Source organism: Methanooceanicella nereidis (genome assembly GCF_021023085.1).
GTDB classification, from domain to species: Archaea; Halobacteriota; Methanocellia; order Methanocellales; family Methanocellaceae; genus Methanooceanicella; species Methanooceanicella nereidis.
Genome location: NZ_PGCK01000010.1, coordinates 1 through 16,765, shown reverse-complemented (window position 1 = coordinate 16,765; position 16,765 = coordinate 1). Strand labels below are relative to the sequence as shown.

Sequence of the window (16,765 nt, the reverse complement as noted above, 5' to 3'; positions counted from 1 at the left end):
ATGAGCAAGTATGACCTCATTATCGTAGGCGTAGGCGGACAGGGAGCAATACTTGCTTCCGACATTATCGGAAAGGCAGCCGTCGCCGAGGGTCTTCCGGTAAGGGCTGCAGAGACGCATGGCATGGCGCAAAGGGGCGGGGCAGTGGAGAACCACGTCCGTTTAGGCTGCACCCATGGCAGCCTTATCCCGGTACGTCAGGCTGACTGTCTAATGAGCATGGAACCCGTGGAGGCTTTGAGGTTCGCAAAATATCTGAGCACGAAGGGCATTGCCGTGATCAATACCGAACGCATAGTGCCGCCTATTGTGGCTACAGGTAAGGTAAAATACCCGGATGTGGATGTGATCATCGACACTATCGGAGGACTGTGCTCCGAAGTGAAAGCCGAGAATTACACGGAACTTGCTAAAAAGGCAGGGGCTATACAGGCTTTGAATGTGGTGATGATCGGAGCGATATCCCGGTATCTGCCGTTAAAGCCCGAAACCTTAAGGGAGATCATCGCAGCGTCAGTTCCTCCCAAGACTGTCAATGTGAACTTAAAGGCTTTCGACCTCGGTCGGGAAGCCTGATACTTTTTTTTATTTTCTGATAATTAATTTATATCTGACGACAAAAAAGATTGCGCATGTTAACCACAAAGGTAACTAAGGGCCACTATTTTTCACCACGAAATCTTTGATGAGCGGTGTTTTGCCCAGGTTTTAAGAATGAAAGAACGTGTTGTACCTACCTGTCTTTGAGATGAAGTTTTTTGGTTGTGCCTGTCGGATGGCAGGTAGACACGTAACCTCACAGAAACACGGAAACACAAAAATTTTTATATGATATTTTAAGAGCTCAAAAAGCACCAAAAACTTACTCACCAAACCACAAAGGGCTCAAGTATCACAGTCAACGCTCTAACACCTCTAACGCTCGGCTCAACGCACTAACCTCTCTAATTCACCAACGCTAAAACAAGACCCGAACATTCTCCAAGGGGCACGAAAGTTTAACTGCACGGTTGACGCTTACATGATCGATATAATCCTTGATGGATCAGGGGTACACAAACCGCGGTTTTCAACTTTAGTGTTTTTTGAGAATGTTCGGGTCTTGTTTTAGCGTTGGTGACTTAGAGCGCTTCGAGCATTGAGCCGAGCGTTAGAGGTGTTAGTGCGTTGACGGTGATACTAGAGCCTTGGTGATTTGGTGAGCATTTTTTGTGATTTAGAGACCTTAAAAAATCATATAAAAAAATTTGTGTTTCCGTGTTTCTGTGAGGTTACGTGTCTACCTGCCATCCGACAGGCACAACGCCAGAGCATCGATCACGGAACAGATGTAATATGTCCATTTTAACTGAGACCATCAAAAAGTTTTTCATGGGAGCGCACAAAGGCGAATAAGGTACACCAGTTTCCACCACAAAGCACACAAAGGAACACAAGGGTACACAAAGGACTTTTTCAGAAATTCGGCATATATCTAAAAAATTTGTGGACCTTAATCGCCTTCGTGCGCTTTGTGGTGGAAACTGGCGTCCCTTATTCGCCTTTGTGTTAAGTTTTATAAATCATGAATAAACGAATACATAAAAAACTCACAGGACAGAGGATAAACGACACTGTAGATACATCTTCTTCCGGCAGGAAGAATAAAACCCTGCAATGAAAAATTATTACATACGCAAAAACATTCGTCGCAGTGTATAAATAATCGCCTTTCAGTATGATATTTATAGGCTATTTTTTATTATGCCTCTTATTTGATCAATTTAAGGTCCTATCACCTGCTATGGTGGGTATCTTCCTGCAATGTATTGTGTATATATACTGGAATCCGGTTTCCGACAAAATCGTTATATATGGGACATGGTCACTATATCAGAACATCACAGGTGTATAACAAAAGTAGTAAAATGATTATAGAAAGGTATTAATACTTATACTTATACATCTATGTACAAATATATACATTGGAGGCTTACAGTGAGCGCATTTACACCCGCATTCAATAATGCTAATGCAGATCCCCTCCATAGCGATATCAGAAAAATATCCAGAAAGGAACTAGAGGAGCTTCAGGGGAAAAGATTAAAGGCTGTCGTAAAGAGGGTGTACGACAACAATCCATTTTATAGAAAAAAATTTGATGAGAAAGGGATCACTCCCGACGACATAAAAAGTATCAATGACGTTCATAAGCTGCCTTTCACCGACAAGACGGATATCAGGGACAATTATCCTTACGGCCTTCTTTCAGTCCCTAAAAGGGACATCGTGAGGATGCACGCTTCTTCGGGAACGACGGGCAAGCCAACTGCAGTTTTCTATACAAAGAATGACATTGCCGTATGGGCAAAAATGTTCGCCAGGTGCCTGGATGTCGTGGGCGTCACTAAGGAAGATGTCGTCCAGGTCACACCGGGATATGGATTATTCACCGGCGGTCTCGGTTTTCATTATGGTGTCGAGGAATTGGGTGCTATGGTGATACCTATAGGTCCCGGCGACACACGCAAGCAGATCGAGATGATGAAGGACTTTGGCACGACCGTTCTGTGCGGTACTGTCACGTACTCTTTACGTATCGCTGAAGTGTGCCGTGATATAGGGATAGATCCTAAAGACCTCGGATTAAAGATAGGGGTTTTCGGAGCGGAACACTGGTCGAACGCTATGCGTAACCAGATAGAGAACATTTTCGGCTTTGAAGCGTTCGACATATATGGCCTGAGTGAAATGTGCGGCCCCGGCGTCGGGATCGACTGCAGGCAGCATGAAGGCATACATATATGGGAAGATCATTTCCTGCTGGAGGTCATCGATAAGAACGGCGAGCCTTGCGGCGAAGGCGAGCGCGGCGAGATAGTCCTGACGCCTTTGACGAAAGAAGGGATGCCGCTTCTCAGGTACCGGACGAGGGACCTTAGCCGTATCATCGGGGAATGTTCATGCGGTATGACCCACAGGATTATCGACCGTGTACACGGCAGGACTGACGATATGATAATAGTCAGAGGCGTTAATGTGTTCCCCGGGCAGATAGAGTCGGTGCTGATGAACCACCCTGACATCGGGCCGGAATGGTATGCATATGCTTACAGGACCGATTACAGCTCGCTTGATCATCTGAAAATTAAAGTCGAGGCACAGAAGTCAACGAAAGAGCTTTTACAGATACGCGATGTCATGATCCGGGACCTGACGTCTACCTTGATGGGCCTGAAGCCTGAGCTGGAGTTCGTGCCGGTCGGTACGCTCCCGAGGCAGGAAAAGAAGACAAAGCGTCTCATAGATCAAAGAAATTATTGAATGGAATGTGTCGCAGGACGCATTCTTTCTATTTTATATCCTTTAGCTCCGTCCCGGAAGTCCGTGGTCTTACGGTCTTATTGTAGAAAATAGCGGACCATTATTCACCGGTCAAAAATGAATAAAAATAAAATGTTACCGGAGCATAAGCCCCGGATAAAACATCTATATCTCATCTACTACCTGTACGCCGGATCTCGGGATAAGACCGTAATTCACTATCTTGAATACCTTTTGATTGGTCGAATCCTTATTGTTGGACTCATACTTCTGTCCGGGCATCATGTCTATTATCTTACCGTCGTAAGATATTGCGACCCTTCCGTCCACGCCGACGAACAATATCTCTAATCCGTATAGTGTTATGTCAGGCGCATTCCCGGCATCCCAGTCATAGCTGTACGTGTACGTATTATCGTCCTCTATGAACTTCCCTATGACGATGTTTGACGTGTTAACGTCTACGCCAGCCTTATTTCTTAGCAGCAGGTTCTTCTTCGTGTCACTGAACTGATAGCCCATATCGACCTTGGGTACCTGGAAGCCCATTCCCGGGCTAAGAGGCAGCGTCATGTCGGTCACTTCTATGAATATCACACTGTCAGACGGGACAGCCGGTGAGACGCTTATGAACTGCGCATGCACGTCTTCAGCCGTGTCTTGCGAATCGTCCGTTCCTGTGATGGTATCGTTCGTGACCGGGGTCATCTGGTCCGGTGACGGGAGCTTTGACATGTAATCCATGATCGCCATCATCTCTTCCTGTGAAAGAGACCCTTTGGCTTCAGGCTGGGGCGCAGGTTTACTGAAGAACTGCATATTATTCAATGCCCAATCGCCGTTCGAAAATGCAGTGGGGAACGATTGCGAAGTCGACGAGGGCATACTCAATGATCCGCCTGTGCTTGCCGGATACGATGTCATGAACCCTGATTGGGGCGTGCTGCTCTGTATCGGGGTATATGATCCCAAAAGGCTCTGTGTAGCCGGTGTCATGCCTCCGGATTGAAGTAAACTGGCAGGCATTGAATAGCTTGATACAGGACTCTGTGCATCAGATAAATAGCTCGTAACCGATGTAGGGGCTGAAGACATCAGGCTCGACGTCTGCAAACCCTCCGGAAAGCTAAATGCCCCGACAATGGTGACCGAGGCTATTAATAATAAGACCATCGAAATGGTTAAAAAGATCTTTTTCATTACTACCCTCCACTCAACACTCTATGGAATAATATTTTCTATTCTAATGCCTAAATATTAATGCAAAGATTTTATTGGGAAATAGCACGTTTTACAGCAATATTAACTCTATACGCCCGGAGAGAAGGCACAAAATATAAAGACACATGTACTGGTCGGATAAACATAGGTCAATAAGGCTATGAAAAAAATACCATTATTATCATGCGAATCTACTGTATCGGAAAAGTAGTTTTGGATAAACTTTATATCATACAGGTCATATAGCGTGGACCGTCTTATGGAACACGATACAAGGCTCTATGGATTCTCGTGCAAACAATGCGCCGACTGCTGCAAAAAACATGGCCTGTACCCGGTCACGTCAAGTGACATAAGTAATATCTCATCTAATCTTGGTATCGGCATTAAAGAATTTTTATCCCGCTACTGTGCCTTAACGACAAATGACGGAAGGCGAGGTCTCTTTATATATGGCATTGATGGTGTGTGCCCTTTCCTTTCGGGGAACATGTGCGCTATCCATGATTTCAAGCCTGAGGTCTGCAGGATATTTCCGGACAGCGACGGATATGTTGTTGCCCGCCGGCTAAAGGATGATCTAAAAGACACTTTTCTTGAAGGGCAGGAAGGACTGTCAAGATGCGGTGTCTGGGACATCCCTGATGATGCGATATTGAAAGGAGATATTAAGGCGACTGTGGAGTTCAGGATAAAAGAGGATACGGACAGGCATTATTTTGCATCTCACGATAATGTGGATGATAATATCGTGGAAAAGCTTTCCCTTCTTGCCCGGATCAGGCTATCGGACAATGCCTTAACAGGGGCCATAGAAGAAAAATACCGTCTCATCCGGCGTTTCCATACCGGCTTATCCTCGGACAGGGGATCGATGGTCGATATAGAGAAAAAGATACTTCACAGATATTTGCTCACCCGTGCGATGGCGTCCGGCATTACTACAAAGAAAATTTCTTATACCGGTGTGAGAGCCACGTATGTGGGCAGTGTTCCAGGTATAGCGCTGATATGCGAAGGGGAGTTCCCTGTAAAAACGCAAAGCGCCGAATATCTTTATCAACGTTACGGCGACACAGGCATATTCGCGATCTTAATAACTTCGGATGATATTGCATTCATAGCATCCTTCATAATAGATACGCCATGCCTTGATGACATTATCACCGGCGATAAAAAATTAAAACTGATGCTAAAAAGTAATGATGGTGAACGTTCAACGATCATAAAAGATTTTTAACCTTGTCAAGCAAAAAGACCGGCTCCATAGAATATGCTAACGATGACTCTATGACGCACGAGACCACGCATTTATTGCATTTTTCCACGTCCTTACAGAACTCTTTGTAATCGCTGCTATAGAATAGTTCTTTGAGACTGATATCCTTTGAGTTCCCCCATGGCTTGCTCAGGTTTAGGCAGCAGGCGATCTCCCCTTCGGGGTGCACCTCTATAAAGACTTTAGGAGCATGGCATGTGTATTGTTTTCTTTCTGAATAGTTCTCCCTGATCATTTCCAGGTATTGTTTCGAGTTCACTATCCTGTGGCCCGAGCTTTTATACTCGATGATCTTTAAAAAAACGTCCTTTATGGTCGCGTCGTCCGGCTTTAAATGCTCATTATATCCCGGATAGACATTTAACGGCTCAAATGCGATCGGGACGTCCAGCTCTTTAGAGAGCATGATAAGGCCGTCCACTTTATCAATATTAAGGCTGCTTATTACGGAATTTATCATGACCCTTATTTTTAGCCCTTTACATTTTTCGATACCTTTTAAGGCTTTTTCCCTTATGCCATGAACTCCCCGCATCTCATCATGCAATTCGTCCGCCGCATCTATAGACACGATAATGCAATCAGTATACGGGGCTATCTCTTCACTTCTATCCTCAAGATAATACCCGTTAGTGATGATCGTCGTGGCAAGGCCATTTTGTTTCGCATGGCGTAACAGCTCAGGCAGGTCTTTCCTCATAAGGGGCTCGCCGCCCCATGCGACATACCCGATCATACCAGCCTGCTTCGCATCGTCGAGCATCTTGAAGACTTCTTCTTTCGTAAGGTCATTTTTATGGTACGGCGATTTTTTCCACAGGTCACATGTCTTGCATTTACAATTACACAATGACGTGGTATTATGCGTAAGGACCAGCGGAGAATGCGTGAATAACCTACTTTTAATGATGTTCAGGCTCTTCATCCGCTTAGACTATGACCCGACATCATTATTAACATTTTCCTGATCATGAAAATAAATGTATTTCAATAAGATAATGTTCATGATGTTTCCCTGTCGTCAGTCTTTAACCGCTCAAGGAAAATCAAAAACCTTAAAAATAAATGACCTTATACAGGCAGTAACGATCAAATAAAAAAACAAGAATTAACGTGCCATGACGGCACGTTCATAATGAGCTTATCTCAGAAGAATCGACCAAGCGTACTTTGATATTATTAAGTACCTTTTGCGCTCCGGGGATGTCGTCAACCCTCAGGATCAGCAGTGCCATTTCGGTCTTTGTGATAAAGGCATACGCATAATCAATGTTGACATTGTTTTCGCCCAGTGACTTTGCGATCTCATAAAGCGATCCCGGTATATCCTTCATCTGGACACCGATGACCTCAGTCTCGGATACCGCGAATCCTTCGCTCTGCAGAGCCCTGAACGCCTTATCCGCATCATCCACGACCATCCTTATGACGCCGAAATCCCCTGCCTCGGCTATATTGAATGCGCGTATGTTGATCTTCGCCTTCGAGAGGACCTCCGCTATCTTGGCGAGCCTTCCGGGCTTGTTCTCTGCAAATAATGATATCTGCTTGATCGTACCCTTCATAAAGAATATCTCCTCAATATATAGTAATCATATCTTTCTTTTATCTATTACTTTCTGTGCCTTACCCATCGACCTTGGCAATGTGCCTGTCTCGACAAGTTCTATTTTCGTGGAAATGTTAAGGACTTTTTGCAGCGCTTCCTTGATCTTTTTCTCAAGTTTCATCAGGTCTGCCAGCTTATCGCTGAATGCCGCCCTGGTGACTTCCACCCGCACAGTCATCTCGTCAAGTTCGCCGTTCCTGTCCGCGATTATCTGGTAATGCTCTCCCACTTCCGGTATGTTCATGAGCACAGACTCTACCTGGCTCGGGAATACGTTGATACCGCGAATGATCAGCATGTCGTCCGCACGGCCCATGATCCTCATGATCCTGGGATGGGTCCTTCCGCATTCGCACTCCTCATTATTAATGACCGTTATATCGCCGACGCGATACCTTATCAGCGGCAATGCTTCTTTGGATAATGTCGTGACGACAAGCTCTCCTTTATGCCCCTCAGGCACCGGATCGCCATTCTTATCTATGATCTCGAGCAGGAAATGGTCTGCCCATATATGAATTCCATCCTGGCATTTACACTCCGTGAACAGCGGTCCCGAAAGCTCTGATGTGCCATAGATGTCATATGCTTTAATGTCCATGAGATCCTCTATACGTTTGCGCGTCTCCAGCGACCATGGCTCTGCGCCGAGGATACCGACTCTGAGGCTGGTATCGTCCTTTATGCTTATTCCCATGGAGTTCGCGACCTCGTTCATATGGAGCAGGTAAGATGGCGTGCATGCGATGGCTGTCGTGTTCAGGTCCATCATAAGCTCGATCTGGCGTTCGGTATTGCCGACACCTATGGGCAGCACGCTTGCGCCTATCTCTTCTGCGCCATAATGCATGCCGAGGCCTCCGGTGAACAGGCCGTATCCGTAACTTACCTGCATGACGTCGCCCCTGCCAAGCCCGCATGCCGTAAGCGACCTGGCCAGCGAGGTCGTCCAGCAGTCGATGTCGCCCCTTGTATAACCAACTACCGTAGGCTTTCCGGTAGTGCCGGAAGAGGCATGGTACCTGACGACCTGGTTTAGCGGTGCGCAAAACATCTTTGTCGGATAATTATCGCGAAGGTCTTTTTTAAACGTAAATGGCAGCCTGGTAATGTCGTCAAGACTTTTTATGTCCTCCGGCTTCACACCAGCCTCGTCAAACCTCGTGCGGTAAAATAACGAGTTCCTGTACACGTTATCAACGAGCTGTCTTAACTTTCTGAGCTGGATCTCCCGAAGCTCCTCGAAAGGAGTCCTTTCGGCCGCAGCATTCCAATAATCAAGCATTGCCATCCTTTTCCTCTTATTATCCTTAATATCTTTTTTCAATACTATTATTATATACTCGTCCTTAAATCGATTACCTTCTTACTCTTACCCTCGAACCTCTGCAGACTTCCTTTTTCCACGAGGACTACCTTAGTACGGAGGTTCAAAGAGCTCTTCAGCTTGCCGGCTACTGCATTGGTGACCTTTTTCAGGTCGCCGAGCTCGCCCGAGAATGCCCTGTCGCTCATCTCCACCTTTACTGTCATCTCATCCAGGTGGTTCACACGCTCAAGCACGACCTGGAAATGTTCGCCAACCTCGGGCATTTCCATCAGCACATGCTCTATCTGGCTCGGGAACACGTTAAGGCCCCTGACGATAAGCATGTCGTCGGCCCTGCCGAAGAACTTGGATATCTTGACGGAGGTCCTGCCGCAGGAGCATTTTTCGTCGTCTATCGTCGTTATGTCGCCGGTCCTGTACCTGATTATCGGCAGCGCCTCTTTACAAAGCGTGGTAAGGACGAGCTCACCTTTTTCTCCGGGGGCGCATGGTTCATCGTTCTTATCCAGTATCTCTACGATGAACGCATCTTCCCATATGTGCAAGCCGTTCTGCTCGGTACACTCGAAAGCGACGCCAGGCCCCATCATTTCCGAAAGCCCGTAAGAGTCATAAGCCCTGATCCAGAAAGATCTTTCAAGCTCTTTTCTGGTATTGATCGACCAGGGCTCCGCGCCGAAAAGACCTATTCTTAACGGAAGCGAGCCCGGCTCATATCCCAGTTTTTTTGCTGTTTCGGCGATATATAATGCATAAGAAGGAGTACAATGCAACACCGTGACGCCAAAATCCCTAATCATCTCGATCTGTTTTTCGGTGCTTCCCGTACCGCTGGGGACAACGGTACAGCCCAGCTTTTCCGCGCCGGCATGTATCCCAAGGCCTCCTGTGAAAAGCCCGTAATTCGCGGCATTCTGGAAAATGTCGCCAGGCCTCACGCCCGCCATGAAGAAACACCTGGCCATAAGGTTGGCCCATACGTCCAGGTCATTTTTTGTATAACCTACTACTGTGGACTTACCGCTCGTACCTGAAGACGCGTGTATCCTGTTGACCTTACTCATAGGCACGGCAAAAAGGCCGAACGGGTAATTCTCCCTGAGATCGTTTTTCTTTGTGAATGGTAGTTTTTTAATGTCATCAAGCGTTTTAATGTCTTCTGGCCTAATGTTTAACTCTTTAAATTTTTTATTATAGAACGGTACATTATCATAGACGCTGTTTACCGTCTTCTTTAGCCTTTTAAGTTGCAGCTCCCTCAATGCACCACGCTCTAAGGTCTCAACCTCTGGTTGCCAGTACTCCATGAAATTACCTCAAGTGTGTTGTATGCTATCCTATAACTCGGTTTATCCATATAAAGCTATTCATACCAGATGCATATCAGGCGGTTTATTTGTGTAAATGGAACAAATACTTAGCGGTATAAAATATGTGTAAGGATCCTTCGTACCGTATCCCGGAAATTCCAAGATCATGGGTTCACTATCCGATCGGGCGCCAATGAAAGTGATATGGTAGGAATTCATCACATCAACTTATATACTTAAAGTTCACATCCGCCGGATAAGCCGATGATCGTATATGTCTGTAAGTTGACGGGATACTCCGCCCGGTTTTCTCGTTCAAATAATAAAAATATTAAGATTATTTCCGTCATGATTGCAAAAAACCGTTGACATTGTCTATTTTACCTAACATTTATTATCTATCAAGCGGATACTCTTATTAAATTCTATCATGAATTGTATAAAATTCAATAGGATAAAGATAGCAGGCATAATGTGCAAGAATGAGCTATAGCGCGGGTAACATAAGCGGTGGCTGCGAGAATGACTGAAATCAATACCACGATCATAGATACAAAAAATTTCAGGAGCCTTTTAGACGCAGTAAATTCGGGAATAATCATACAAGACCATAATTACATCATAACTTATGCGAATAGATCCGCATGCGAGCTATTTGAAATGGAGCAGGATTTTCTGATGGGGCGCAGGGTACATGAACTGCCTTTTTACGCGATCCATGAGGACGGCTCTCCCTTCCCCGGGAAAAGTACGATCAGGCTCTTAAAGCTGATGAAGGGAGAACCTTTATCAGACCTGGTCCTGGGCATAAACAGCGCGAGTAAAAAAATAAGGTGGCTGCAGCTTAATTCAAAGCCGACCTTTTATGACGGGACAAATTCTGTAAAAGAGATCGTAACTACGTTTATCGATGTGACCGATAAGAAACGCGCCGAAGGCGATCTGCATAAGGTCACCGGAAAAATATTCTCCATACTCGATAGTATGTCAAGCGGTTTCATAATATTCGATAACGAATGGCGTTTTTCTTATGTTAACACGGTTGCAGAGCGCATCATCGGCAAAGACAAGAATGAATTACTGGGCAATATCGTATGGGACGTATTTCCCGGGATAGTCGGTACCGAATTATACATTGATTTTTTTAAAGATATGTCCGGATCAAATACATTTGTAACTGAAAAATTAATCCCCGGAGATAATATCTGGCTGGAGATAATGGCTAATAAACATGATGACGGCATTTCTGTTTTTATTCAGGATATCACTGAGCGAAAATCTGCCGGGGAGAAGATCAGGCAGATGGCTTCCATAGTAGAGTCATGTACCGACGCTATCATAAGTTTAGATAAAACGGGGAGCATACTAAGCTGGAACGAAGGGGCCGCAAGAATTTACGGGTACACCGCCGGTGAAATGGTAGGCTGCCCGGTAGATCGCATAATCCCGGAAGACCGTAGACATGATGTAAATAAATACCTGCACAGGATCCTTAGCGGGGAAAATTTTGTAAACCTTGATACGCGCAGAATGACAAAAAACAGGGACATCATCGACATTTCCCTGGATGCTTTTCCCATTCTAAACTCCGAAGGGGAGATAACGGGAGTATCCACCATAGCGAGAAATATCACAGATAGTAAACAGGCGGAAAAAAGGATACAAGAAAACGAAGAAAAATACCGGTCGCTAATAAACGACGTTCTTGATCGTTTGACTATCGGCTTTTTCATTCTTGACAGGGACTTCCGGGTAGTGTGGATAAACCAGACGCTGGAAACCTTTTTCGGAATAAAAAGGGAAGATGTACTTGGAAAAGATAAAAAACAAATGATCCGGGAAAGGATCAAATTCATTTTCGAGCACCCCGAAAACTTTGAAAGTAAAGTGCTTTCCACATACTCGGATAATACTTATGTAGAAAAATTCGAATGTCACATCATTCCTTCGGGCGAGAGAAAGGAAAGGTGGCTTGAGCACTGGAGCCAGCCTGTCAGTTCCGGGATATATGCAGGGGGCCGGATAGAATGCTATACCGATATATCCAAGCGTAAGGTCGCAGAAATGGAGCTTTATCATGCTAACTCTAAAATGATAAATATTTTAGAGAGCATATCCGATGCGTTTTTTGCCGTGGATGACCGGTGCAGGATAGTCTACTTAAATCCTGAGGCTGAGAGAATATTCAGCGTATACGGAAAAGACCTGGCCGGGAAGAACCTGTGCGAGGAGTTTCCCGAGTTATCCGCGACGAATTTTTGTAATCTCTGTTACCTGTCGATGAAAGAGAAAGTCCCTGTAGATTTTGTAGATTATCTTCAGCCGCAAAACATCTGGGTAGAGGGACACGCATACCCTGCTTCAGACGGGCTGTCCGTCTATCTGCGGGATATCACCGATCGCAAACTTGCAGAGAAAGAGGTCGAAAGAAAGAACGGCCTGATGCAAAACATCCTTGAAAAAGCTCCCTTTGGCATTTACGTTGTCGGCGAGACCGGGAATATCGAATATGTCAACCCGGCTATGATACATATATCCGGCGACACGTATGAGCAATTTGAAAAGCTGAACATATTCGAGCTGGAAACCTATGATGAGATCGGCATGTCTGAAATGATCAAGTCCGCTCTCCAGGGTGAGCCGTTCGTCCAGGGCCCTGTAGAATATACTTCGCATTACGGTAAAAAGACCAACATAAGGAACTTCATCGGGATACCGATGGACGATAACGGTAAAAGGAAAGTGCTGGTGTTCGTAGAGGATATCACCGATCGTAAAAAGGCAGAAAATGCATTAATAGAAAGCGAAGAGCGTTACAGGACGCTGGCCGAGGCCGCCCATGATATGATATTTATCTGCGATGGCGAAGGCCGGATCTTATATATCAACGATTTTGCGGCCAGAAAATTAAAACGCCAGCCGAAAGACCTGATCGGAAAATGCTGGAATGATGTCGTAGGTAACGACAGGTTAAAAGACCATCTCTGTAGCTTAAGCAAGGTCATAGCCAGCTGTGAACCATTATATGTCGAGGAAGAAGTTAGGACGAGTAAAGGCAGATTTTGGCTAGGTACATGGCTGGTCCCCATAAAAGACGCGCAAGGGTATAAGAACTCCTTCCTGGGAATATCCCGGGACATCACACAGCTTAAGCTTTCGGAGATGGCACTGTATGAAGCGAAGCGCCAGGCCGAGCTTTACGTCGACCTTATGGGCCATGACATCAACAATATGAACCAGATAGCCTTAGGATACCTGGAACTGGCTCTTGAGATGCTGGATATCAATGGCGACGAAAGTGTTTTACTTGCAAAGCCTTATGAAATGCTCAAAAACAGTTCCCGGCTCATAGATAACGTGAGAATGATACAAAAAGCCAAGGTCGGCAACCTGAAGAAGCAGGTCATAGACATCGGTAAAGTTCTCGACGAGGTCAGGAATGAATATCTTGGCTTTCCGGGGGTCGATGTCACGATCAATTATGTGGTGCAGTACGAGTCAAATATCCTGGCTAACGAGCTTATCAAAGATGTATTCATGAACCTGGTCGGAAATTCCATAAAACACTCCAACGGGCTGGTAACGATCGATATCCGTATCAATAAGAAATGTGTCGATGAAGTTCAATATTATGAGGTGACGGTGGAGGATAACGGCCCCGGCATTCCCGATAGCCTGAAATCAAAACTGTTCAACAGGCTTAACCGCGGCAATACCGGTGTACGCGGAAGCGGACTGGGGCTTTATCTCGTGAAGATGCTTCTGGACGACTTTAACGGCAAAGTATGGATCGAGGACCGTGTCACGGGGGATTATAGTAAGGGCTGCAGGTTCGTTATATTATTGCCTTCGGAAGATCACGGCAACGTTAAAAATAATATTCCATAAGAGCCTGAGCGCACCGTTCCTTAATCTCTTTGATGCATATGTCAGTTTCTCTTTGTTGCCTTCGTGTGGATTTTATTAAAAATAAATTAAATAATAAATTAAAGAAATATTGAGACAGACTCCTTAGTTGTCATCCTTTACTTTTTCCTCGAATCTGTCCATACTTGACTGTTCAGTGTTTTTCACGGCCGTTGAAGGCTTACTATCTATGATGATCTCAGCATCGTCCATTACGGGGGTTTTATCGTATGCGGGGGCCTCTACGCTCGCAATTTCTTCAGCGTTCTCATTTATCGGCTTATCCGGCAATGAAATGATGTTGAATATGCCGTGTGCTTCATCGAGGTCGAACACTTCTATATAGTCCAGCGCCGTCTGATTCACGTCTTTTTTCATGGCGATATTTTGAAGGTCCATCACTGCCATGTTCAGGTTCTCAAGGGTTGCGTCCTCTCTATAGATAAGCACCAGCTCTTTCATCGGCGCGTATACTATCACTTTGTTGCCCATGTCAACGTCAAGGGCGACTGTCAGGCCTTTTACGAATGCCGGGTCTATCATTATGTCACAAGCCCTGTTGCTTAACACTCCTATGATGACGTCTTTATCATATGCGCCAGCATGTGCCTCGACGTTTATCCTCAGGCTGTCTAGCTCCCGCTTGAATGCCTCGTCAAGGTCTTTTCTGTTAACCAGCCATTCCGCCAGGTCTGTCTTCATTATGGGCCTTGTATGCTCTCCGCAGGATATGTAGTATAATACTATGGCGTTCTCTTTTTCTTCATAAAGATAGTTGAAAGAGTCCTTTGTGCCGGAAAGCCATGAGGCCGGCTCTATTGACTTAATGATAAAAGCGTCTTTGCCGCATTTACATAACGGCCGGAACTCTTCACTCTTGCTTAGATTTTCCCGGAGGTCAGCGACGATCTGCCTTATACTGCCGCGCTTTAACGGCCTGTATAAGCTGATCTTTTCGGATAGGCCGCTCCTCGGGTTAGTTATCTCTAAAAAGTCGTCATTTACAGAAATATCATAAGACGGCATGTCCCTTTTTATCGTATTGTAGATATTCTCCGCCGAGTATATGCTGTTAAGGGCAATATCGACTTTCTCCTCTATGATCTCCTGGAAACTTTTTCCCCTGTAGGCGATCTCTTTAACGATCTCCTTAATTGGAAGATACGCCTTGAATGGTTTTTTAACGACGTAGCAATTATTGTCCTGTATGACGAAATCCATGCCCTCTTCGTTCAATGTCCTTTCAAGGACCTCCTGCAGTGCATTGACATCAATGATCACCGTCGCGTCTATACGGCCGCTCCTGATGTCGTTCTTATACTCGGGCATCCATTCCCTGTATGTCTCATTGAAATCCGAGGTCTCTTCTTCAAGCTCTTTTAGCTTAATGACGCGCGCAGATTCTCCGGGCCAGTCCGGACCTGCGATCTCCCTCATGTTCACCCTTGCATAAGGCTTTTCGCCCGGCATGGCGATAAGAATGTAGCCCTTCTCCACATTATAAAGCTGGATATTTTTTGTCTCCTGTACCGATTTCATCATGTGCTTCCAGCATTCTCTCGCGCTCAGCACATGCCCGAAGGTCTCATACATGTGCCTGAAGTCCATGATGCTCTCGAGAGGTTCCCTGCGCCCTTTCAGGTCCATTTTATAGAACGCGAGGAAATCGCTGCCTGCCGTGATCTCCGCCTGAAGGTCGAGCCTTGTATCCGGGAAATAATGGGCATACAGCGCGATGACGATATTATTAGAATCCAGTTTTTTGCCGCACACGCAGTTATGTGTCTCGAACTTGTAGCTTGAGACCGTATGCATAAAAGAGTCCATTGTGAGGCTCTGGAAAAACAGCGGCTTCATGATAGTGTTATTATGTTTACACTCCGGACAGTAGAATGTTATTATCGCCCCGTCCTGGTGTTTTCTCTCCTTTATCGCATAAAGCCTTGTATCTATAAGCTTTTTAAAATATTCAGGGTTTAGCTGCGTTTTCTCTCCCTCGAGAAATGACATAATGGCTAATAATGTAATCATACGTAATAAGCTTTTTCGCGTTTCGGCCATAGACGCGAGCGTATACGTGAAATGGAGTGTTATTTATCATTAAGGGGCTGAATATTCTTATCAGCGGTTTTTAATCATGAAAAAATATTTTACCCCAGATCAGCCTTGAATTATCGGGAATTTTAATTAGGCCTTTCGGATGGCAGGTAGATACTAATTTCACAGAAACACGGAAACACTAAAATTTTTTAACGATTTTTTAATATCTCAAAGGCACTAAAAGTTCACTCACCAAATCTCTAAGGCTCTAGCATCACCGTCAACGCACCAACTGCTCAAACGCCCGACTCAACACACTAACTTCTCAAATTCACTAACTCTAAAACAAACCCCGAACCTCCCCAAAACACTAAAGTTTAAACCGCAGTTTCGGTTCAACACGACTGAAGCATACCGGATATAATCACGATAAATAAGGCGCAACACAAACTGCGGTTTAAACTTTCGTGCTTTAGAGATGTTCGGGGTTTGTTTTAGAGTTAGTGGATTTGTGCACTTTGAGCGTTGAGTCGGGCGTTTGGGATGTTTGAGCGTTGACGGTGATGCTAGAGCCTTAGAGATTTAGTGAGTGAATTCTTAGAGCTTTCGTGCCCTTAATATCTGACAAAATTTTGTGGTTCCAGTGTTCCCGTGCTTGTGTTTTTTGGGTTTGGTTGGTAGTGGTCGTGTTTTTTGGTGGTTGGTATGCGGATGGTTGTGGGGTTTGTTGGTTTTTTTGTGATTTTTTGTCTGAAAACGGTCTTTTT

The 16,765-nt window shown here is 45.2% G+C and carries 10 protein-coding genes; 4 read left to right on the top strand and 6 right to left on the bottom strand.

Annotated elements, in window-relative coordinates:
• Positions 1-576 (top strand): indolepyruvate oxidoreductase subunit beta, encoded by a 576-nt coding sequence (locus CUJ83_RS11670; protein ID WP_230742495.1) that lies wholly within the window; start codon positions 1-3, stop codon positions 574-576.
• A 1,467-nt stretch (positions 577-2,043) separates the two neighbouring features.
• Positions 2,044-3,303 (top strand): phenylacetate--CoA ligase family protein, encoded by a 1,260-nt coding sequence (locus tag CUJ83_RS11665; protein ID WP_369424290.1) that lies wholly within the window; start codon positions 2,044-2,046, stop codon positions 3,301-3,303.
• A 165-nt stretch (positions 3,304-3,468) separates the two neighbouring features.
• On the opposite strand, the gene CUJ83_RS11660 is transcribed toward CUJ83_RS11665, so the two are convergent.
• The gene (locus CUJ83_RS11660) at positions 3,469-4,503 is read right to left on the bottom strand and encodes a hypothetical protein (protein WP_230742493.1); all 1,035 of its coding nucleotides are present in this window, start codon (positions 4,501-4,503) and stop codon (positions 3,469-3,471) included.
• 280 nt (positions 4,504-4,783) lie between these two features.
• Here CUJ83_RS11660 and CUJ83_RS11655 point away from each other — a divergent pair, with 280 nt between their 5' ends.
• Complete coding sequence (locus tag CUJ83_RS11655) at positions 4,784-5,764, top strand: YkgJ family cysteine cluster protein (protein ID WP_230742492.1); 981 nt, start codon at positions 4,784-4,786, stop codon at positions 5,762-5,764.
• Here the strand turns inward: CUJ83_RS11655 and CUJ83_RS11650 are convergent.
• The 4 genes from CUJ83_RS11650 to CUJ83_RS11635 form a co-directional block, all read right to left on the bottom strand.
• Positions 5,748-6,728, bottom strand: coding sequence for a radical SAM protein (locus CUJ83_RS11650; protein WP_230742491.1), 981 nt, complete (start codon positions 6,726-6,728; stop codon positions 5,748-5,750). The two genes, CUJ83_RS11655 and CUJ83_RS11650, sit on opposite strands and share 17 nt — an antisense overlap.
• 205 nt (positions 6,729-6,933) lie before the next feature.
• Positions 6,934-7,368, bottom strand: a complete 435-nt coding sequence (locus tag CUJ83_RS11645) for an ACT domain-containing protein (protein ID WP_230742490.1) — start codon at positions 7,366-7,368, stop codon at positions 6,934-6,936.
• Positions 7,369-7,395: 27 nt separating this feature from the next.
• The gene (locus CUJ83_RS11640) at positions 7,396-8,697 is read right to left on the bottom strand and encodes a phenylacetate--CoA ligase family protein (RefSeq protein WP_369424288.1); all 1,302 of its coding nucleotides are present in this window, start codon (positions 8,695-8,697) and stop codon (positions 7,396-7,398) included.
• Positions 8,698-8,747: 50 nt separating this feature from the next.
• Positions 8,748-10,049 (bottom strand): phenylacetate--CoA ligase family protein, encoded by a 1,302-nt coding sequence (locus tag CUJ83_RS11635; protein ID WP_230742488.1) that lies wholly within the window; start codon positions 10,047-10,049, stop codon positions 8,748-8,750.
• Between the two features lie 525 nt (positions 10,050-10,574).
• Here CUJ83_RS11635 and CUJ83_RS11630 point away from each other — a divergent pair.
• On the top strand, positions 10,575-13,940 hold the full coding sequence (locus CUJ83_RS11630; RefSeq protein ID WP_230742487.1) for a PAS domain-containing sensor histidine kinase: 3,366 nt from the start codon (positions 10,575-10,577) through the stop codon (positions 13,938-13,940).
• 123 nt (positions 13,941-14,063) lie between these two features.
• Here CUJ83_RS11630 and CUJ83_RS11625 read toward each other — a convergent pair whose 3' ends face one another.
• Positions 14,064-15,968: a hypothetical protein gene (locus tag CUJ83_RS11625; RefSeq protein ID WP_230742486.1), complete on the bottom strand. Its 1,905-nt coding sequence runs from the start codon at positions 15,966-15,968 to the stop codon at positions 14,064-14,066.
• Positions 15,969-16,765: the final 797 nt, after the last annotated feature.